The organism is Nocardioides sp. L-11A, assembly GCA_029961745.1.
In the GTDB taxonomy this organism is placed as follows: domain Bacteria; phylum Actinomycetota; class Actinomycetes; order Propionibacteriales; family Nocardioidaceae; genus Nocardioides.
Genome location: CP124680.1, coordinates 795,951 through 815,397, shown reverse-complemented (window position 1 = coordinate 815,397; position 19,447 = coordinate 795,951). Strand labels below are relative to the sequence as shown.

The following is a 19,447-nucleotide window of genomic DNA, read 5'->3' as shown; positions in this document are numbered from 1 at the left end:
CCCCCTCGACCTGCCCTGAGAGGCAACTCAAGCCCGAGTTCGCGGAAACTCAACAGCACCGGCATCTCAACCGTCGGCCGGGTCGACCACCAGCACCTGCGCGGCGCGGACCACCCGCTCGCCCATCTTGTAGCCGGCCTTGGCGATCACCTTGCACGTGGTGACCTCGACCTCGGCGTCGGTGCCGATGTGCGAGAGGGCCTCGTGGATGGTCGGGTCGAAGGCGTCGCCGACCTCGCCGAACTTGGTCAGGCCCAGGCCGGCGACCACCCGCTCGAGCTGCTCGGCCACGGCCTTGAAGCCGCCCTCGAGCGGCTCGTGGTCGCGGGCCCGGTCGATCGCGTCGAGGACGTCGATGATCGGCGTGAGCGCGGCGTACGTCGCGTTCTCGCGCAGTAGCTCGCGATCGCGCTCGACCCGGCGCTTGTAGTTGAGGAACTCCGCCTGCAGCCGCTGCAGGTCGAGGGTGCGCTCCTCCAGCTCCATCTTGGTGACGGTGAGCTCGTCGGCCTCGGGGGTCGCCTCGGCGTCGGTCTCGCCGGCCTCGGCAGCGGGGACCTCGGCGTCGGGCTCCCGGCCCTCGGGCGAGGGAGCCGCAGTCTCCTGCAGCTCCCCCTCCTCCGGGTTCGGCTTCTCGTCGGTCACTTGGCGTCGCCCTCGGTGCTGTCGGGGTCCTCGTCGACGATCTCGGCCTCGACGACGTCGTCGTCCGACTCACCGGTCGCGCCGGTGGTGCCCCCCGCCGCGGCGGAGTCGGCCTCGGCGGCGGCGTACATCGCGGCGCCCATCTTCTGGCTGGACTCGCCGAGCTTGGAGATGGCGGCGGTGAGGTTCTCGGGGTCGGTCTCCTCGGTGGCCAGCGCCGTCTTGAGCGCCTCCACGTCGGCGGCGACCTCGGTCTTCACGTCGTCGGGCAGCTTGTCGCCGTTGTCGGCCAGGAACTTCTCGGTCGTGTAGACCAGCTGCTCGCCCTGGTTGCGGACCTCGACGGCCTCGCGCCGCTTGGCGTCCTCCTCGGCGTACTGCTCGGCCTCCTTGACCATGCGGTCGATGTCGTCCTTGGACAGCGCGCTGCCGCCGGAGATCGTCATCGACTGCTCGCGGCCGGACGCCTGGTCCTTGGCGGAGACGTGGACGATGCCGTTGGCGTCGATGTCGAAGGTGACCTCGATCTTCGGCACGCCCCGCGGAGCCGGCGGCAGGCCGGTCAGCTCGAAGTTGCCGAGACCCTGGTTCTGCGACCAGATGGCCCGCTCGCCCTGGGCGACCTTGATCTCGACCGACGGCTGGTTGTCGTCGGCGGTCGTGAAGATCTCGGACCGCTTGGTCGGGATCGTGGTGTTGCGCTCGATCAGCGTGGTGAAGACACCGCCCTTGGTCTCGATGCCGAGGCTGAGCGGGGTGACGTCGAGGAGCAGCACGTCCTTGACCTCACCGGCGAGGACGCCGGCCTGCAGGGCCGCGCCGACCGCGACGACCTCGTCGGGGTTGACGCCCTTGTTGGGCTCCTTGCCGCCGAGCATCTCCTTGACCAGCTCGGTCACCGCGGGCATCCGGGTGGAGCCGCCGACGAGGACCACGTGGTCGATCGCGGAGAGCGCGACGCCGCCGTCCTTGAGGACGTTCTGGAAGGGCGCCTTGGTGCGCTCGAGCAGGTCGGCGGTCAGCCGCTGGAACTCCGAGCGGGTGAGTCGCTCCTCGAAGTGCAGCGGGCCGTTCTCGCCGTGGGTGATGTAGGGCAGGTGGATCGTGGTGTCGCTCGAGGAGGACAGCTCGATCTTCGCCTTCTCGGCGGCCTCCTGGAGGCGCTGTGCGGCGATCTTGTCGGCGGACAGGTCGACGCCGTTGGCGTCCTTGAACTTCTTGACCATCCACTCGACGATCGCGTTGTCCCAGTCGTCGCCACCGAGGTGGTTGTCGCCGCTGGTGGCCTTGACCTCGACGACGCCCTCGCCGATCTCGAGGAGGGACACGTCGAAGGTGCCGCCACCGAGGTCGTAGACGAGGATCGTCTGGTCGTCGCCCTTGTCGAGGCCGTAGGCCAGCGCGGCCGCGGTGGGCTCGTTGACGATGCGGTCGACGGTCAGGCCCGCGATCTCGCCGGCCTCCTTGGTCGCCTGGCGCTGCGCGTCGGAGAAGTACGCCGGGACCGTGATCACCGCGTTGGTGACGGTCTCGCCGAGGTAGGCCTCCGCGTCGCGCTTGAGCTTCTGCAGGATGAACGCCGAGATCTGCTGCGGCGTGAAGTCCTTGTCCACCGGGTCACCGATGGCTTGCGTCCAGTCGGTGCCCATGTGGCGCTTGACCGACCGGATGGTGCGGTCGACGTTCGTGACCGCCTGGCGCTTCGCGACCTCGCCGACGAGCACCTCACCGCTCTTCGCGAAGGCGACGACGGACGGCGTGGTCCGCGCTCCCTCCGCGTTGGCGATGACCGTGGGCTCGCCGCCCTCGAGGACCGCGACGACGCTGTTCGTCGTACCGAGGTCGATGCCGACAGCTCGTGCCATGTGTGTTTCTCCTCCGTGCGTGACGATCGTGATGCAAGTTAGTTGAGCCGGATGGACTCAAGTCTGACACAGGCTCCAACGGCGGGGTCCGGCGGGTTGTTCCCGGGCCGGCGAGAAACCTCGGGGACCGGCCTCAGCGGACCAGCATCGCCACCGACGCGGTGCTGCCGGCCGCCACCACGAGGGCCCGCAGGACCGCCGCCGGGAGCCGGCGGGCGACCCGGGCGCCGACGTAGCCGCCGACGATCGAGCTCACCGACAGCAGCGCCACGGCGCGCCAGTCCACCTCGGCGACGACGACGAACACGGCGGCAGCCACGAGGTTGGAGGCCAGCAGCGCGGTGGTGCGGATCCCGGCGAGCACCCGCAGGTCGATGTCGAGCGCGAGGGCGAGCGTCGCGAGCATCATCACCCCGGCCCCGGCGCCGAAGTAGCCGCCGTAGACCCCGGTCAGCACCACGAACCCGGTCGCCGGGGTCGAGAGCCGCAGCCGCGGGCGCAGCTCGCCGCCGGCCCGGGCGCGGCGGTCGGCCAGCCAGGCGGAGAGGCGCGGCTGGATACCGACCAGGAGGCAGGTGCCGAGGATCAGCCACGGCACGATCGCCTCGAAGACACCGGGCGGCAGGGCCAGCAGCAGCGCCGCGCCGGCGGCGCCCCCGAGGCCGGTCAGGACCATGACCGCCACCGTGACCCGGGGCTGGACGCGCAGCTCCTCGCGGTAGCCGAGGCCGCCGCCGACGCCCGAGGGGACCAGGCCGATCGTGTTGCTCACGTTCGCGACCACGGGCGGCAGTCCGACCGCGAGCAGCACCGGGAAGCTCAGCAGCGACGCGACGCCGACCGTGGTGCTCAGCACCCCGGCGCCGAGTCCGGCCAGGACGACGACGAGCTGGTCGAGGCCGCTCACGCGGTCGGTGGCGCCGGCCGCCCGGCCCCGAGCGCGCCGACGACGTCGGCGAGCTCGCCGGCGTCCGCCACCTCGACCGACGGCTCCGGGCCGTCCGGGTCGACCGCATGACCCGGGCGGGCCAGCCGGACCACGGCGATCCCGGCCTCCAGCGCGCCGCGCACGTCGCGCGCCGACGCGGCGACGTGGACCAGTCGCTCCGGCGCCACGGCCCGTACGGCGGCCAGGTAGATCTCCGGGGACGGCTTGAAGGCGCCGAGCCGCTGCGAGGTCAGCAGCAGGTCGGGGTCGACCAGCGCCGCCGCCCGGGACCGCCGCGCGAGGTGGTCGTCGACGTTCGACAGCAGACCGACGCGGGCGACGGCGGCGAGCCGGCGCAGGCCCTCGGCCACGTCGGGCCACAGCGGCCAGTCGCCGACGGCGTCGTGCAGCCGGGCCAGGTCGCCGCCGGCGCTCCCCGAGTCGAGGCCGAGCTCGTCGTACGCACGGCGCAGCGCCTCCCGCGACACCTGGGTGAAGGTCCGCGGAGCACGCGCCTCCCGCTGCAGCCCCTTGTTGTGGCGGTCCCAGACGTCGTACAGCACGGTGCCGTCGAGGCCCCACCCCCGCTCCTCGGCGATCCGGCCGAGCACCGCCCCGGCGCCCGTGCGGGTGTCGGTCGCCGCACTGAACAGGTCGACGGTGACGATCATCGCGCGGCCCGCTCAGCCGACGGTGACGCTGATCTCGTTGCTCGTCGTGCCGCTGTCGCGGTCGACGACACGGAAGCGGTTGACGCCGCTGACGCCGGTGAAGATGTAGCTGGAGAAGGTGCCGTTGGTGACGCCGACACTGGCCGGGAAGTCGGCCCAGTCGCCGTTCTCGAAGCGCTGGACCCACAGGATCGCGCCCTCGCCGCCCGGGTACACGCCGCTGAAGTAGATCCGCTCGCCGCTGGCGACGGACGTCGCGAGCGCCTGCAGCGAGATCTGGCCGGCGGCGCTCTCGCTGGTGAGCTCGGTGGTCGGCTCGTCCTCGGGGACGGCGGTCTCCGCGTCGCCGGTCGGTTCGTCGGTGTCCTCGGTGTGCAGCGTGACCAGGGGCCCGGTGGCCTCGTCGGTCTCCACCGGGGTCGGCAGGTACATCGACTGACGGACCGTCGACTCCCCGGCCGCGTCGCCGTCGTCAGCCCCGATGCCGAGCACCTTGGTGCCGACCAGGGCCACGACGCCCAGGATCAGGCCGACACCGAGCCCGACCGCGATCAGCGCCACCAGCCCGTTGAGCACGGGACGTTCGGCAGGGGGCTGCTGCTGGTCGCTCACCCGACCATTGTCCAGACGGGCCCGAAAAACCCGAAACCGCGCTCAGAACCCGCGCGTCCAGACCACCTGCTCGTGCAGCCGGCGCGAGCGCCAGCCGTCCGTCGTACGCACGAACGTGTGCCGGTAGCGGCCACCGACCTCGACGACCCGCTCCCCGCCCCTGCCGTCCGCGATCCGCATGGGGTTGTGGAAGTAGGCGGTCACGTCGGCCTCGTCGCGGGTGCCGGCGAAGTCGACGGCGACCTGCCCGACCAGGTGCACGCGGTGCTGCGAGAAGCCGGGCAGCGCCTCGGCGAGCCACGCCTTGACGACCGGGTAGCTGTCGACGACGCCCCCGCTCTCGGTGTAGTCGATGTGGGCGTCGGGCGTGAACACGGTGTCGAGGGCGTCGAAGTCGCCGTCGTCGACGGCGAGGGTGTAGCGGGTGATCGCGTCGGTGATCTCGGCGCGGTCGATCAGCTCCTGCAGGTCCACGGTGGGCTCCTCGGTCGGGTCGGGGTCAGCGCGGCTCGAGGACGACGACCGGGATCTCCCGGTCGGTCCAGGCCTGGTAGTTGTCGAAGTCGGCGTAGAGGTCGACCAGGCGCGGCCACAGGGCGGCGCGCTCCTCGGCACCGGCGACCCGGGCCCGGACCGCCCGGCTCCGCTCCCCCGGTACGGCGACCGTGGCGTCCGGGTTCGCGACCAGGTTGTGGAACCACTGGGGGTTCTTCGGCAGCCCGCCCTGGGAGCCGACGACGACCAGGTCCGGCCCGTCGGCGAGGTAGAGCAGCGGCGTGGTGAAGCGCGCACCGCTCTTGCGCCCGACGTGGTCGAGCAGCAGCACCGGGACCGGCTTCCGCCAGCCCGCGCCGATGCGCCACTTCGCGCCGATGCGGCCATTGGTGAGCCGGTAGATCCGCACATTGGCCTTGGCGCCGTACTTGATGATCTTCGCGACGATCGGCTTGTCGAGGCCGTCGGGCTTCGGCTTGGTCGCTGCCATGGAACTCACTCTGGCAGAAATGTAGAACAGGTTCTAGTGTTGCGGGATGCGCTTCTCCTTCGCCGAGGGCATGACCCACGCCGACTACTACGCCCCGCTCGCCCAGGCCTGCGAGGCGACTGGCTACACGTCGATGACCATCGCGGACAGCCTGATCTACCCGCAGGAGTCCGACTCGAAGTACCCCTACACCGACACCGGTGACCGCGAGTTCCTCCTCGGCAAGCAGTTCATCGAGACGTTCATCCTGTGCAGCCACCTCTTCGCCGTGACCAGCAGCCTGCGGCTCACGCCGTTCGTGCTCAAGCTGCCGATCCGGCCGCCCGTGCTCGTCGCCAAGCAGGCGTCGTCGCTGGCGTTCCTGTCCGGCAACCGGCTCGGCCTCGGCGTGGGGCTCTCCCCGTGGCCCGAGGACTTCGCGGCCATGGGCGTGCCGTGGGAGAGGCGCGGCAAGCGGATGGACGAGTGCATGGACATCCTGCGCGGGCTCACCCAGCCCGGCGACGAGCCGACGTTCTTCGGCTACCAGGGCGAGTTCTACGACATCGAGCCGCTCCAGCAGTGCCCCGCCCCGACCGAGCGGATCCCGCTGCTCGTCGGCGGGCACTCCGACGCGGCGCTGCGGCGCGCCGTACGCAAGGGCGACGGGTGGATGCACGCCGGCGGCGACGGCGAGGAGCTCGACCGGCTGCTGACCCGGCTCGCCGAGATCCGAGCCGAGGAGGGCGACACCCGCGACGACTTCGAGGTGCACGTGATCTCCTACGACGCCTACACCGTCGACGGCGTCAAGCGGCTCGAGGACAGGGGGGTCACCGACTGCATCGTCGGCTTCCGGGTCCCCTACATCAAGGGGCCCGACACCGAGCCGCTGGAGACGAAGATCAAGCACCTCGAGCAGTACGCCGAGAACGTCATCGCGAAGGTGAACGGCTGATGTCCGCCTCCCTCGACCTGACCCAGCCGCTGCGGGACGCGATCGCCGAGGCCGAGGAGCTGATCGCGAACGCGCCGTTCATCGACAGCGAGGCCGACCGGATCGAGGGCTACGAGTACCTCGCCGGACGGATCCGGATGGCGATGCAGACGGCCTTCGACTACGACCTCGAGCAGCCGCTGTTCATCAACCCGACCCACCAGTTCTCCCGGCAGGGCCTGGACAATCCGGACGCGATCTACTTCAACGCCTACCTGCGCGAGGGCGTCGAGTACGTCGTGCGCGGCCGGCGGGGGACCTCGGCCGACCTGTCCTTCCAGGTGATGGGCGGCGCCTACAGCGCCGACTCGGCCGCCACCTCGATGATGGCCTTCGACGAGCGCGAGCTGGAGATCGGGCCGGACGGCTCCTTCGAGTTCACCTACGTCGCCGAGCAGGGCGCGAAGACGCTGATCGTGCGCGAGGTCTTCAACGACTGGGACACCGAGGAGCGCGGCACGCTCACCATCGAGCGCCCCGACACCCTCGGCCGGCCGCGCCGGGAGCCGACCGCGGACCTGCTGCGCCGGCAGTACGAGATCGCGGCGCGCTCGCTGATCGGCTCGATCCAGACCTGGTTCGCCTTCCCCCACTTCTTCCAGTACAAGGAGCCGGTCAACACGTTGACCGTCCCCGCTCCGACGCCGGGCGGCTTGTCGTCGCAGTTCTCCTCGATCGGCCACTACGGGCTGGCCGAGGACGAGGCGATGATCGTGTCCGTCCCCCGCTGCGACGACTGCACCTACCAGGCGATCCAGATCGGGTCGGACTGGTATGTCTCGACCGACTACGAGACGCACCAGACCTCGCTGACCAAGGCCCAGGCCGTCACCGACGACGACGGCGTGATGCGGTTCGTCATCTCCGAGCGCCCACCCGGGCCCGACGGCGCCCCGGTCGCCAACTGGCTGGAGACCACCGGCCATCGCACCGGCCCGATCATGCTCCGCTGGCAGCAGCTCACCCGCTCCCTCGCGGCCTCCGACGGACCGAGCGTCGAGATCGTGCCGGTGGCCGAGGTCCCGAAGCACCTGCCCGGCCTGGCCGCACTGTCGGTCGAGGAGTACGCCGCCCGGATCACCGCCCGGCAGCGGGCCGTCGCGCGCCGGATGATCTCGTAGCGCGGCGGCACCCACCGGGCGTCGTACCCGGCATTCGGGTCGTCATTGGGAGGCTCTGACGACTCGAATGCCGGGTATGACGCCCGGCGGGCGGTGGGGGGATCCGGCGGGGCCCAGGTGGGGATCAGTCGGGGATCCAGTCGAAGGTGTCCGGGTTGGGGCCCTGACGGCCCGCCTCGCCCTTGTCGAGCCCGGCGAGGGCGGCCACCTCGTCGGCGGTGAGCGCGAAGTCGAAGATCTCGGCGTTCTCCGCCAGCCGGGCCCTGCTCAGCGACTTCGGGAAGACGATGTCGCCGCGGTCCAGCGCCCAGCGCAGCAGCACCTGGGCGGGCGTCTTGGCGTACCGCTCGGCCAGCGCCGTCACCGCCGGGTCGTTCAGCTCGCCGCCGCCCTGACCGAGCGGGGACCAGGCCTGGACGTGGGCGCCGTGGCCCGTGGTCGCCGCGCGGACCGCGTCGTTGGCGAAGTAGGGATGCGCCTCGACCTGGTTGACGGCCGGGACGACGCCGGTGGCCTCGACGATGCGATCGAGGTGGCCGGGCTGGAAGTTGGAGACGCCGACCGAGGTGGTCAGGCCGGCCTCGCGCAGCTCGAGCAGCGCCTCCCAGGTGGAGACGAAGTCGCCGTCGTACCGCGTGGGCAGCGGCCAGTGGATGAGGAACAGGTCGACCTTCTCCAGACCGAGCTTCTCGAGGGAGACCCGGAGCGAGTCCTTGGCCGCGCCCGGCTCGTGGCGGTTGTTGTTGAGCTTGGTGGTGACGTAGAGGTCCTCGCGGGCGAGGCCGGACCGTGCGATGGCGGCGCCGACACCCTCCTCGTTGCCGTACATCTGGGCGGTGTCGACGTGGCGGTAGCCGAGCTCGAGGGCGTCGGACACCACGCGCTCCGCGTCCCCCGGCGGCACCTGCCACACGCCGACGCCGAACTGGGGGATGGAGGTCTGGTCGTTGAGGTCGATCCGCGGAGTGCTCACCTCCGTTCCAACGACTCCCGTCCGCGACTATTCCGCCGGTCGGCCACGGCGGCAGCAGGAACCCCTTCCCGAAAACTGAAACACGTTCTACTCTGTGCGCCATGGTGGATCTGCTGACCGACAAGGTCGTCGTGCTCTCCGGCGTCGGGCCGGGCCTCGGACGCTCCCTCGGCGAGGAGGCGGCCAAGATGGGCGCCGACCTCGTCCTGGTGAGCCGGACCCCGAAGCGGCTGGAGAAGATGGCCGAGGTGGTCCGGTCGTACGGGCGCCGGGCGCTCGTCGTACCGACCGACATCACCGACGAGGACCAGCGCAAGGCGCTGGTCGAGGCGGCGCTCGACGAGTTCGGGAAGGTCGACTGCCTGATCAACAACGCCTTCGGCATCCCGCCGATGGACCCGATCAGCACGCTCGACCTCGACGGCCTGCGCACCGCCAACGAGACCAATGTGTTCGCGCCGCTGCGGCTGTCCGCCCTGTTCGCCGACGCCCTCGCGCAGAGCGAGGACAAGATCGGCGGCTCGGTGATCATGGTCAACTCCTGCGTCATCTACAGCAGCCAGCCCGAGTACTCCGGCTACAAGCTCTCCAAGGGCACCCTCGAGCACCTCGCGCAGTCGCTCGCCACCGAGCTCGGCCCGCGCGGCATCCGGGTCAACAGCGTGGCTCCGTCGTACATCTACGAGGACGTCAACAAGGCCTACTTCGACTGGATCGCGCAGGAGTCGGGGCGCACGCACGAGGACGTGTACGCCGAGAAGGCGGCGCCCACCGACCTGAAGCGGCTCGCCACGCCCGACGAGGTCGCCCGGGCCACGCTGTTCCTAGCCTCGGACCTCGCCTCGGCCGTCACCGGCCAGATGCTCAACGTCGACTGCGGCGAATTCCATGCCTGAGCCCCGCCAGCGCGCGGACGTCGGCAGCTTCGAGGACATCTGCGCCGCCGCCACCCGCACCACCGGCCTGAGCGACTTCGGCTTCGCGGACGCCCCCGGCCACGAGGAGGCGTTCCGGATCCTCGTCGAGGACCTCGGCTCCGCCGAGGCCGGACTGACCGGCGCGGGCAACTACTTCATGCGCTCGCAGGTCAAGAGCGCCCTGGTCGCGCGCCTGCTCACCGAGGCGCGGTTCGCCGAGTTCCCCCAGCACGCCGACGTCGCGATCGAGCGGCCGATCTTCGTGGTCGGCCTCCCCCGCACCGGTACGACGGCCCTGAGCCGGCTGCTCTGCGCGGATCCCGCCCACCAGGGCCTGGAGATGTGGCTGACCGAGTTCCCCCAGCCCCGCCCTCCGCGGGACACCTGGGAGGACGACCCGATCTTCACCGCCATGCAGGCGGCGTTCCGGGAGCACCACGTCACCAACCCGGAGTTCATGGGCATCCACTACTCCGACGCCACGGAGCCCGAGGAGTGCTGGCGGGTGCTGCGCCAGACCGGCAAGTCACTCGGCTTCGAGTCGCTGGCCCACGTGCCGGCGTACTCCCGCTGGCTGGCGACGCAGGGCTGGACCGACGCCTACGAGCGGCACCGCCGCAACCTGCAGCTGATCGGCCTCAACGACCAGGACCGGCGCTGGGTCCTCAAGAATCCGTCGCACCTGATCGCGCTCGACGCGCTGCTGGAGGTCTACCCCGACGCGCTGGTCGTGATGACCCAGCGCGACCCGGTCACCTCGGTCGCCTCGGCCTGCTCGCTGTCTGCGGAGGCCACCGACGGTCACTCGACGACCTTCGTCGGCGAGACCCTCGGTCGCGACCAGCTCGGCCACCTCACCCGGCAGTGGGACGCCTTCTGGCAGGCCCGCGAGAAGCACGACGAGAGCCAGTTCTTCGACGTCGACTACCGCGGCTTCGTCCAGGATCCGGTCGGCACCGTCGGCGCGATCTACGACGCGTTCGGGCTCACCTGGAGCCAGGCGGCGCAGCAGGAGGTGCGCCGCATGGACGAGGAGTCGCGCAGCGGTGCGCGCCGGCCCTCGCACAGCTACGACCTCTCCGACTACGGCATCACCGAGGACGAGGTGCGGGCCTCCTTCACCCGCTGATCCCATCGACCCGGCGCATCTGAACGCCTGAGAGGCATCGACCCGGCGCGTTTGAACGCGCCGGGTCGATGCTCACGAGGGCGAGCGCGATCTCCGACACGCTCACGCCAGACACGCGTGGCGGCGAGCGCGATCTCCGACACGCTCACGCCAGACAGAGACAGAACGGGTGACCCGCGGGGTCGAGGAAGACCCGGAAGGACGTACCGGGCTGGTGGGCGTGCCTGGTCGCGCCCAGCGCGAGGGTCGCCGCCTCGGCCTCGTCGAGGTCGTCGACGTCGACGTCGAGGTGGACCTGCTGGGGCACCTCCTGGCCGGGCCACTGCGGGGCCCGGTAGTCGTCGACCTGCTGGAAGTGGATGGGGTGGTCGCCCGGCGACACGGTCGCCCAGGTGCCGTCGGGGTCGACCTCGGCCGGGAGGTCGAGGAGGGCGCCGTAGAACGCGGCGAGCGCCTTCGGATCCGGGCAGTCGAGGACGAACTGGGGATTGCGTGCGATGGCCATGTCCCGACCCTAGGAGACCCCGTGGACATCCTCGGGTGCCACGGACGACGCCGGGCGGTCCTTCCGACACCGCTCCGCAGGCTCCCGTCCACAGATCCGCGGGACCGACGTTTGTCCACAGCGCCGCGGTGCCGAGGCTGCCGCGCATGAGCCACACCGTGTCCCTCGCCGTCCCCCGCCGCTGGTCCACCCGCGATGCCCCCGCGCCCGGCATCGTGCTGGTCGCCCGAGCGCCCGCCCCGACCGGGTCCGGCTTCACCCCCGAGCTGGTCGTGCGCACCTGCCCGGTCGACCGGTCGACCTCGCTGCCCGAGTGGCGCACCGCCGCGATGGCGGTGCTCGCCGGGCAGCTCGTCGATCTCGAGGTCGAGGACGCCGACACGTTCGACCTCGGGGACGAGCCGGTCGCCTACCACCGGTTCTCCCACCGCCTGGGCGGCGCCGACGGGGTCGACGTCCTGTGCGACCAGTGGGCCTGGCTGCGCGACGGGGTCGGCGTGGTCCTGACCGGGAGCGTCGCCCGGGCCGACTACGGCGACTACTACGACCTCTTCGAGGACGTCGCCGCGACCGTCGAGCTGGCGCCCGGCACGGGATCGACCGACGGGCTCAGCGAGCGCGCCGGCTGACCCGGATCCGCGCACCTCGGCGCGGCACGCTGGTGATATTGCGGACCTTGGGCACCTCGGTGCCGACGGCGGCGACGTCGTAGGCGGCGAAGACCTGGCGGAGCACCTCGACGCCCTCCATCAGCGAGAACCCGGCGCCGATGCAGCGCCGGACGCCGCCGCCGAACGGGATCCACACGTTCAGCGCCGGGACGTCGTCGCCGAGGAAGCGCTCCGGACGGAACACCTCGGGGTCGGGGAAGTTCGACTCGCGCTGGTGGCTGACCACGATCGACGGGCCGACGGTGGTGCCGCGGGGCAGGTCCCAGCCGCCGACCTTGGCCGGCTGCATCAGGGTGCGCACGACCATCGGGATGATGGGATGCAGCCGCATCGATTCCTTGAGCACCGCCTCCAGCCAGGCGTCATCGCCCTCGTCGACCGCGCGCTGCGTGCGGGCCAACAGGTCCGGGCTGCGGCCGACCTCGACCAGCGCCCACGACAGCGCCGACGCGGTGGTCTCGTGCCCGGCCAGCAGCAGCGTGACCAGCTGGTCGCGCAGCTCGACGTCGGAGAGGCCGCTGCCCGGGTCGTCGGCGTCGTGCGCGGCGAGCAGCCGGGAGAGCACGTCGGAGCGGTCGGCGAGGTCGGTGGCGGTACGACGCTCGCGGATCTCGGCGTACATCAGCCGGTCGAGCTCGACCTGGTTGTCGACGGTGCGCCGCCACGGGCCGAGCCGCTGCAGCCGTGGATAGGCCCAGCCGAGCAGGATCGCCGGGCTGATCTCGACCGTCCGGTTCACCGCGGGCCGCAGCCGGGCCAGTCGGCCCTCGTCGGTGACCCCGAAGACGACGCGCAGGATCACCTCGAGGGTGAGGGCGTTCATCCGCTCCAGGGCCCGGAACTCCTCGCCCTCGCGCCAGCTCGCGACCTCGTCGGCGGCGACCTCGGCCACCATCGACCGGTAGCCGCGCAGCGCATGGCCGAGGAAGGCGGGCATGAGCAGCTTGCGCGCGCGGTGGTGCTCACCGGAGTCCTGGAGGAGCAGCGAGTGCTCACCCATGATCGGACCGAGGATCGCGTTGCCGCGACCGGCGTGGAAGACCTCGGGGTCCCCGGCGAAGATCTCCTTCGTCACGGCGGGCGAGGTGAACAGCACCAGCGGGCGGTTGCCGGGGATCAGGTTGAGGGTGAACGCCTCGCCGTACCTGCGGTGCAGCCAGGGGTGGAACCAGTGCCGGAACCGCATCAGCGCCACCGTCTGGGCGAACGCCGGCCACCGGGGGCCGGGCGGGAGCCGGTCCATCGGGACCGGCGGCAGGTCGCCGCCGCCGACGACGCTCATCCGGCGGAAGCGCCGCATGGTCAGCGGCAGGGTGTCCTCGCGGTCCTCGACGGTCGTCACGGAGCCGACGCTACGCCGCGGCCCGGGCCCCGGCACCCTCCCACGGTAGGAGATCGCCGGGTGCCCGATCGCCGCCCGGTCCGCGACGCGCGCCCGCCCGATCCCTCGGAACCGGTCGCTACGGCAGCAGGTGGTCGCGGCGGGCGATCGCGGCGGCCTCGGTGCGTCCGGCGGCGCCGAGCTTGCCGAGGATGTTGGAGACGTGGACGCTCACCGTCTTGGTGCTGATGAACAGCTGCTTGCCGATCTCGCCGTTGGAGCGGCCTTCGGCGACCAGGGCCAGGATCTCGAGCTCGCGAGCGGTCAGGGCCGCGCCTCCCGTGTGCGTCGTGGCCCCCGCGGCCCGCCCCGCTCCGGGCTCGGCGTGCAGGTCGGCCACCAGGAGCGGCGCGCGGAGCCGGTCGGCGATCGCGCGGGCCTGGTCGGCCTCCGCGCGGGCCCGGGCCGGGTCGCCGGTGAGCCGCAGGATCTGGGAGTACGCCGCCCGCACCCGGAGCAGCTCGGGCAGGTCGCCCACCTTGAGGGTGGAGTCGAGCACGGCCTCCCAGGCGGCGAGCAGCTCACCGCGCCGCGACTCGTCACCGCCGGCACCACCGAGCCAGTGCACGCGGTGGTGCTCGGCGACGAGCCGGTCGGACCACATCCGCCCCTCGGGCCCCCACGGGCCGCTGCGCTCGCGGATCGCCGTGAGCACCGCCTCGCCGTCGGCCAGCAGCCGGTCGGCATGCGCCACCAGGGCCCGGCGCTCGGCCGCGCTCGCCCCGGACATCGCCCGCGCGATCGCCACCAGCGCGAGCGCGGCCAGCCGGATCCGGCCGCCGAAGTACTCGCCCCAGATCCGGCCGAGCACCTCGACGACGTCGTCGTAGACGCTGAGTGCCGCGGCGGCGTCGCCGCGCAGACCGTGGACGTCGATCTCGGCGCCGGCGCTGTAGACCGCCACGCCGCCCTCGTCCTCCCAGAGCCCGCGCAGCGCGAGCAGCCGGTCGAGCACGTCCTCGCCCCGCGCCGCCAGCACCGCCAGGCGGGCCGGCTCGAGGATCCCCCGTGGGATGGGCGGACCGCTCATCGCGTCGACGCTGTCGACGAGGGCGACGACGTCGTCCCAGTCGCCGAGGAGATAGCTGATCCGGGTGAGCTGCCACCGGGCCTCGATGCTGAACGGCGCCCAGACCAGTCCGGCCTGCTCGCCCTGGGCCATGGCCGAGCGGAACCAGCGCGCGGACTGCTCCCAGTCGCCGGAGTCCTGATAGGACCGGCCGAGCAGCCAGCGGCCGCGGATCTCGGCCTGGAAGGCGCCGGCCCGGACGGCGCTGTTGACCGCCGACTCCAGCGCGCCGCGCAGGGCGTCCTGCTCGGATCCTGCAGCGGTCTTGACCCGCAGGCCGCTCAGGGTCGTGACGATGTCGGAGGCCAGCTCGGGCATGGCGAGCCGTTCGGCGAGGGCCAGCGCCTCGGTCGCGAAGGCCTCGGCCTCGTCCTGATGGTCGGGCCGGTAGGCACCGAGGATCCGGGCGTGGTTGGCGAGCACCTTCGCCCGCAGCGGGCTCTCGCCCGCGGGAGCGAGCGCCAGGGCCCGTGCCGAGACCTCGACCGGGTCGAGCTCGGTCTCGGTCATCGACAGCACCTCGGCCTGGGCGTTGAGCAGGCGGGCGCGGTCGGCGTCGGGCGCCCCGGGCGAGAGCTGGCCGAGCCGGGCGGTGACCAGCTGGCCCGCGCGGACGGCGTTGCCGCCGGTGATCAGCGCGTCGGCGGCGCGGACCACGAGCCGGGCGTGGTCGACGCCGAGCCGCTCGACCCGGGCGGGGTCCTCGAGCAGCTCGAGCGCCTGCTGGTAGTGGTCGGCCGCCTCGTCGGGCCCGCCGACGGCCATCGCCTCGTCCCCGGCCTCGATGCTCGCGGTGACCGCCCGGTCGAGGTCGTTGGCCCGGCGGGCGTGGAGGGCCAGCTCGGCGGAGGTGCCGCGGGCGGCACCGGTGGAGAGCGCGTCGACGTACCGCGCGTGGAGCCGGACCCGCTCCCCCGGCAGCAGGTCGTCGTAGATCGCCTCGCCGAGCAGCGCGTGGCGGAAGGCGTAGAGGTGGCCGCCGACCTCGAGGACGTTCATCTCCACGGCCTGCCGGATCCCGGCGTCGAGCTCGTCGGCAGGGATGCCGGCCGTGGCGGCGAGCAGGTCGTGGGCGACGCGCCGGCCGGCGACGCTGGCGACCCGGGCGACCTGGCGGGCGCCCTCGGACAGCCGGTCGAGCCGGACGAGCAGTAGGTCGGCCAGGTCACCGGGGACGTCGCCGTCGGCGCAGGAGCCGGAGGCCACCAGCTCCTCGACGAAGAAGGCGTTGCCCTCCGCCCGGTCGACGATCCGGCTCACCGACCGCTCATCGAGTCCGGTCGGGGCGAGCTCGTGGACCAGAGCCCGCACGGCTTCGGGGGGCAGCGGGCCGAGCGCGAGCCGCCCGACCTGCGGGAGGCGGGTCCACTCGGCCACCTGACGGCGCAGGGGGTGTCGGCGGTGCAGGTCGTCGGAGCGGTACGACGCCACGATGGCGACCGGGCGCGCGAAGGCCCGGGTGAACAGGAAGCCGAGCATGTCGCGCGTGGACTGGTCGGCCCAGTGCAGGTCCTCGACGACGAGCAGCACGGGCGCCTCGGTGGCCGCCGCCTCGAGCAGGGCGTGCACGGCCACCAGGGTGTCGCCGCGGTCGGAGCCGCGGCTGTGCTCGTCGGAGGTGTCGTCGCCGACGACGCGGGTACGCCGTCCCGGCTGGAGCCGCGCGAGGGCCGGGTGGACGGCGGCCACCGCCTCGACCAGGTCGGGGTGGCTGGCGTCGAGCCGACCCAGCACCTCGCTGAAGGGGAGGTAGGGCAGGGCGCTGTCGCCGAAGTCGAGGCAGTGGCCGGCCAGCACCTGCCAGCCGGCGTCGAGGGCATGGTCGCGCAGCGCCCGCAGCAGGCGGGTCTTCCCGACTCCGGCGTCGCCGGACAGCAGCACCGCCCGCTGGGACGTCCCGGCCTCGGCGGCGCTCACGGCGTCGTCGAGCACGGCGACGGCCTCGGCGAGCTCGGTGTCACGCCCGACCATGGTCAGGCTGCTGTGTGCGGCCACGGACACCATCATGGCGTCCGCCGCCGACAGGACCGGCACGGGTCGGACCGGGGCTCAGCGCGAGCGGCGCTCCACGCTGGGGTCGGTGGCCGCGAGCCGGCGCAGCCAGGACGCACGGCTGCGTCCCGCACGGCTGGCGGCCATGGTGCGCGCCGCCTGCTGACGGCGGTAGTCGTTCTCCGCGGTGATGAAGTAGTCGTTGCTCATGACGTAGAGACTCCTCGCCTGAGGTAGGTCCCTACATCGGACAACTGCCTTATCCGGACATCCCGGCTACCTCAGGTTCCGCCGTGCGTCGCCCCTAGGCTGGGCGGGTGGAGTTCTCCGAGGTGGTACGCCGACGGCGGATGACCCGCGCCTACACCTCGGACCCGGTCGACCCGGGAGTGCTGGAGCGGGCGCTCGACGACGCCACCCGGGCGCCCAGCGCCGGCTTCTCCCAGGGCTGGGCGTTCGTCGTGCTCGACACGCCGGAGGCGGTGCACGGCTTCTGGGCCGCGCAGACCGACGACGCCGGCCCGCAGGGCGTCCCCGACCGCTGGCTGGCGGGCATGATGAGCGCGCCCGTGGTCGTCGTGCCCTGCAGCCGTCGCGACGCCTATCTCGACCGGTACGCCGAGGCCGACAAGCGACGCGCCGGCCTGGGCGGTCACGACGAGGGCCGCTGGGCGATGCCCTACTGGCACCTCGACACCGCCATGGCCGCGCTGCTGGTGCTCCAGTCGGTGACCGACGCAGGGCTCGGCGCCTGCTTCTTCGGGCTGGTCCCCGGCCGGGTCGAGGCCGTCAAGGAGGTCCTCGGCCTCCGGGACACCGCGCAGGACGAGGCACCGCACCCGATCGGCGCGATCACCATCGGTCATCCCGCCCCCCCGGCGATCCGGGCGACGGGCGCGCAGGGCTCCGCGAGCCGCCGGCGGCGTACGCCGTGGCAGGAGGTGGCCCACCGCGGCCGCTGGGGCGCCGGCTGGTCCGGGCAGGAGGCCTGATGCCCCGCCCGAGCCCGGTCGTCACGCACCTGACCGCGGCCGACCTGCGCGGCCGGGCGCCGGTGCTGCCCCGGATCGCCCGCCTGCTACGCCCCTACCGCGGCAAGATCACCCTGGTGCTGGTGGCCGTGCTGGCCGCGGCCGCGCTGCAGGCGATGGTGCCCTTCCTGACCCGGGCGGTGTTCGACGACGCGCTGTTCCCCCTCGACGGCGGCGGCCCGCGCCTGGACCTGCTGGCCTGGCTGATCGGCGGCATGTGCGCCATCCCGATCGTGGCGGCCCTCATCGGCATCGTGCAGATGTGGCTGACCTCGACGGTCGGGAACTCCGCGATGGCCGACCTGCGCGGCGACCTCTTCGAGCACCTGCAGAAGATGGAGCTGGCGTTCTTCACCGCCACCAAGACCGGCGCGATCCAGTCGCGGCTCGCCAACGACGTCGCCGGCGTACGCACGGTGCTCACCGACACCGCGACGACGATCGTGCAGAACTCCGTCACCGTCACCGCGGCGTTCGTGTCGATGGTCGTGCTGAGCTGGCAGCTCACCGTGCTCACGCTGTTCGTGATGCCGCTGTTCATCGGCCTGCAGTTCCGGGTCGGTCGCGCGCGGCAGCGGCTCGCCCGGCGCACCCAGGAGTCCCTCTCGGAGATGACCGCGATCACCGAGGAGGCCCTCTCGGTGAGCGGGATCCTGCTCGCCAAGGTGTTCAACAGGTCCGAGTCGGAGGTCGAGCGCTACCGCGAGGCCAACCGCCGCCAGACCCGGCTCCAGGTCGACCAGGCGATGACCGGCCGGACCTTCTTCGCGATGGTGCAGACCTTCTTCGCGATCACGCCGGCGCTGATCTACCTGGCGGCCGGCTGGATCATCACCGGCCACGTCCCCGTCGGCGCCGACACGATCACCGCCGGCACCCTGGTCGCGTTCACGACCCTGCAGAGCCGACTGCAGATGCCGCTGCTCCAGCTGATGCGCGTGACGCTCGACGTCCAGACCTCGATGGCGCTGTTCCGCCGGATCTTCGAGTACCTCGACCTCGAGCCCGCGATCACCGAGCGGCCCGGCGCCGTCGCCCTCGAACCCGACCGGCTGCGGGGGCGGGTCGAGCTGCGCGGCGTCCGGTTCCGCTACCCCGAGCCGCGCTCGCTGTCCGGCACGGTCGACCGCGACCGGTTCGGTGGGACGGGGGTGCGGATCGAGGCCGACGCCGACGACGGCACCGACCGACCGGTGGGATCGGGCTGGGCGCTGGACGACGTGTCGCTCGTGGTCGAACCCGGGCAGCTCGCCGCCATCGTGGGCCCCTCCGGCAGCGGCAAGACCACGGCGACGTACCTCGTCCCGCGGTTCTACGACGTCACCGAGGGCGCCGTGCTCATCGACGGGTACGACGTGCGCGAGCTCACCCTCTCCTCGCTGGCCGACGCCGTCGGGATGGTCACCCAGGAGCCGTATCTCTTCCACGGCACCATCCGCGACAACATCGCCTACGCCCGCCCCGACGCGCGCCCGGAGGAGATCGTGCAGGCAGCGCGCGACGCCAACATCCACGACCGGATCATGAGCTTCCCCGCGGGCTACGAGACGATCACCGGCGAGCGCGGCTACCGCCTCTCCGGCGGCGAGAAGCAGCGCCTCGCCATCGCCCGGGTGCTGCTCAAGGACCCGCGGATCCTCATCCTCGACGAGGCGACGTCCGCGCTCGACAACGAGACCGAGCGGCTGGTGCAGGAGGCCCTGGAGCGCGCCACCCGCTCGCGCACCACCATCGCCATCGCCCACCGGCTCTCCACCATCCGCTCCGCCGACGTGATCTTCGGGCTGGAGGACGGCCGGCTCGTCGAGCACGGCAGCCACGACCAGCTGATGGCGGCCGGCGGCCTCTACAAGCGGCTGTACGACGAGCAGTTCTCCCGCGCCCCCGCCGGCACCCCCTGGTGCGACCCCCGGCGCGCCGACGTCCCGCTGTGAGGGCGTAGGAACAACCGGTCGACCGGCGAAACTGTCACTTGT

19 protein-coding genes are annotated in these 19,447 nt (G+C 72.3%); 7 read left to right on the top strand and 12 right to left on the bottom strand.

Going from position 1 to position 19,447, the window contains the following annotated elements; genetic code table 11:
* Positions 1–66: 66 nt before the first annotated feature.
* The 7 genes from grpE to QJ852_03700 form a co-directional block, all read right to left on the bottom strand.
* Positions 67–645, bottom strand: coding sequence for a nucleotide exchange factor GrpE (gene grpE, locus QJ852_03730; GenBank protein WGX97553.1), 579 nt, complete (start codon positions 643–645; stop codon positions 67–69).
* A complete protein-coding gene (gene dnaK, locus QJ852_03725) occupies positions 642–2,510 on the bottom strand; it encodes a molecular chaperone DnaK (protein WGX97552.1) in 1,869 nt (622 codons plus the stop codon). Before dnaK ends, grpE begins: the two co-directional genes overlap by 4 nt.
* A 133-nt stretch (positions 2,511–2,643) precedes the next feature.
* The gene (locus QJ852_03720; GenBank protein ID WGX97551.1) at positions 2,644–3,417 is read right to left on the bottom strand and encodes a sulfite exporter TauE/SafE family protein; all 774 of its coding nucleotides are present in this window, start codon (positions 3,415–3,417) and stop codon (positions 2,644–2,646) included.
* Complete coding sequence (locus tag QJ852_03715; protein ID WGX97550.1) at positions 3,414–4,109, bottom strand: HAD-IA family hydrolase; 696 nt, start codon at positions 4,107–4,109, stop codon at positions 3,414–3,416. Before QJ852_03715 ends, QJ852_03720 begins: the two co-directional genes overlap by 4 nt.
* A gap of 12 nt (positions 4,110–4,121) precedes the next feature.
* Entirely contained in the window at positions 4,122–4,721 is a 600-nt protein-coding gene (locus QJ852_03710; GenBank protein WGX97549.1) for a hypothetical protein, read from the bottom strand.
* Positions 4,722–4,763: 42 nt separating this feature from the next.
* Positions 4,764–5,195 carry a nuclear transport factor 2 family protein gene (locus tag QJ852_03705; protein ID WGX97548.1) on the bottom strand — a complete coding sequence of 144 codons (432 nt, stop codon included), beginning with the start codon at positions 5,193–5,195 and terminating at the stop codon, positions 4,764–4,766.
* A gap of 25 nt (positions 5,196–5,220) precedes the next feature.
* Complete coding sequence (locus QJ852_03700) at positions 5,221–5,706, bottom strand: nitroreductase family deazaflavin-dependent oxidoreductase (GenBank protein ID WGX97547.1); 486 nt, start codon at positions 5,704–5,706, stop codon at positions 5,221–5,223.
* A gap of 46 nt (positions 5,707–5,752) precedes the next feature.
* Here QJ852_03700 and QJ852_03695 point away from each other — a divergent pair, with 46 nt between their 5' ends.
* Both QJ852_03695 and QJ852_03690 read left to right on the top strand, forming a co-directional pair.
* Positions 5,753–6,643, top strand: coding sequence for a TIGR03619 family F420-dependent LLM class oxidoreductase (locus QJ852_03695; GenBank protein ID WGX97546.1), 891 nt, complete (start codon positions 5,753–5,755; stop codon positions 6,641–6,643).
* Entirely contained in the window at positions 6,643–7,803 is a 1,161-nt protein-coding gene (locus QJ852_03690; protein ID WGX97545.1) for a hypothetical protein, read from the top strand. The genes QJ852_03695 and QJ852_03690 overlap by 1 nt, the downstream gene beginning before the upstream one ends.
* Before the next feature lie 124 nt (positions 7,804–7,927).
* Here QJ852_03690 and QJ852_03685 read toward each other — a convergent pair whose 3' ends face one another.
* Complete coding sequence (locus tag QJ852_03685) at positions 7,928–8,776, bottom strand: aldo/keto reductase (GenBank protein WGX97544.1); 849 nt, start codon at positions 8,774–8,776, stop codon at positions 7,928–7,930.
* A gap of 101 nt (positions 8,777–8,877) precedes the next feature.
* On the opposite strand from QJ852_03685, the gene QJ852_03680 reads away from it, so the two are divergent.
* A complete protein-coding gene (locus QJ852_03680) occupies positions 8,878–9,672 on the top strand; it encodes an SDR family oxidoreductase (protein ID WGX97543.1) in 795 nt (264 codons plus the stop codon).
* Positions 9,665–10,822, top strand: coding sequence for a sulfotransferase (locus tag QJ852_03675; protein ID WGX97542.1), 1,158 nt, complete (start codon positions 9,665–9,667; stop codon positions 10,820–10,822). The genes QJ852_03680 and QJ852_03675 overlap by 8 nt, the downstream gene beginning before the upstream one ends.
* 145 nt (positions 10,823–10,967) lie before the next feature.
* On the opposite strand, the gene QJ852_03670 is transcribed toward QJ852_03675, so the two are convergent.
* Positions 10,968–11,327, bottom strand: coding sequence for a VOC family protein (locus tag QJ852_03670; protein ID WGX97541.1), 360 nt, complete (start codon positions 11,325–11,327; stop codon positions 10,968–10,970).
* Positions 11,328–11,473: 146 nt separating this feature from the next.
* Here QJ852_03670 and QJ852_03665 point away from each other — a divergent pair, with 146 nt between their 5' ends.
* Positions 11,474–11,956 carry a hypothetical protein gene (locus QJ852_03665; protein WGX97540.1) on the top strand — a complete coding sequence of 161 codons (483 nt, stop codon included), beginning with the start codon at positions 11,474–11,476 and terminating at the stop codon, positions 11,954–11,956.
* On the opposite strand, the gene QJ852_03660 is transcribed toward QJ852_03665, so the two are convergent.
* The 3 genes from QJ852_03660 to QJ852_03650 all read right to left on the bottom strand — a co-directional run bounded on the left by QJ852_03660 (position 11,937) and on the right by QJ852_03650 (position 16,650).
* A complete protein-coding gene (locus QJ852_03660; protein ID WGX97539.1) occupies positions 11,937–13,340 on the bottom strand; it encodes a cytochrome P450 in 1,404 nt (467 codons plus the stop codon). The two genes, QJ852_03665 and QJ852_03660, sit on opposite strands and share 20 nt — an antisense overlap.
* A gap of 118 nt (positions 13,341–13,458) precedes the next feature.
* A complete protein-coding gene (locus QJ852_03655; protein WGX97538.1) occupies positions 13,459–16,443 on the bottom strand; it encodes an AAA family ATPase in 2,985 nt (994 codons plus the stop codon).
* Positions 16,444–16,497: 54 nt separating this feature from the next.
* The gene (locus tag QJ852_03650) at positions 16,498–16,650 is read right to left on the bottom strand and encodes a hypothetical protein (protein ID WGX97537.1); all 153 of its coding nucleotides are present in this window, start codon (positions 16,648–16,650) and stop codon (positions 16,498–16,500) included.
* A gap of 107 nt (positions 16,651–16,757) precedes the next feature.
* On the opposite strand from QJ852_03650, the gene QJ852_03645 reads away from it, so the two are divergent.
* Positions 16,758–17,432 carry a nitroreductase family protein gene (locus QJ852_03645; protein WGX97536.1) on the top strand — a complete coding sequence of 225 codons (675 nt, stop codon included), beginning with the start codon at positions 16,758–16,760 and terminating at the stop codon, positions 17,430–17,432.
* A complete protein-coding gene (locus QJ852_03640; GenBank protein WGX97535.1) occupies positions 17,432–19,405 on the top strand; it encodes an ABC transporter ATP-binding protein in 1,974 nt (657 codons plus the stop codon). The genes QJ852_03645 and QJ852_03640 overlap by 1 nt, the downstream gene beginning before the upstream one ends.
* The last annotated feature ends 42 nt before the right edge of the window (positions 19,406–19,447 follow it).

Bases quoted from the DNA above. Each gene is read 5' to 3' on its own strand.
- QJ852_03675 (WGX97542.1), top strand. From the start codon at position 9,665: ATGCCTGAGCCCCGCCAGCGCGCGGACGTCGGCAGCTTCGAGGACATC.
- QJ852_03665 (WGX97540.1), top strand. From the start codon at position 11,474: ATGAGCCACACCGTGTCCCTCGCCGTCCCCCGCCGCTGGTCCACCCGC.
- QJ852_03695 (WGX97546.1), top strand. From the start codon at position 5,753: ATGCGCTTCTCCTTCGCCGAGGGCATGACCCACGCCGACTACTACGCC.
- QJ852_03670 (WGX97541.1), bottom strand. From the start codon at position 11,327: ATGGCCATCGCACGCAATCCCCAGTTCGTCCTCGACTGCCCGGATCCG.
- QJ852_03650 (WGX97537.1), bottom strand. From the start codon at position 16,650: ATGAGCAACGACTACTTCATCACCGCGGAGAACGACTACCGCCGTCAG.
- QJ852_03715 (WGX97550.1), bottom strand. From the start codon at position 4,109: ATGATCGTCACCGTCGACCTGTTCAGTGCGGCGACCGACACCCGCACG.
- dnaK (WGX97552.1), bottom strand. From the start codon at position 2,510: ATGGCACGAGCTGTCGGCATCGACCTCGGTACGACGAACAGCGTCGTC.
- QJ852_03690 (WGX97545.1), top strand. From the start codon at position 6,643: ATGTCCGCCTCCCTCGACCTGACCCAGCCGCTGCGGGACGCGATCGCC.
- QJ852_03680 (WGX97543.1), top strand. From the start codon at position 8,878: ATGGTGGATCTGCTGACCGACAAGGTCGTCGTGCTCTCCGGCGTCGGG.
- QJ852_03700 (WGX97547.1), bottom strand. From the start codon at position 5,706: ATGGCAGCGACCAAGCCGAAGCCCGACGGCCTCGACAAGCCGATCGTC.
- QJ852_03640 (WGX97535.1), top strand. From the start codon at position 17,432: ATGCCCCGCCCGAGCCCGGTCGTCACGCACCTGACCGCGGCCGACCTG.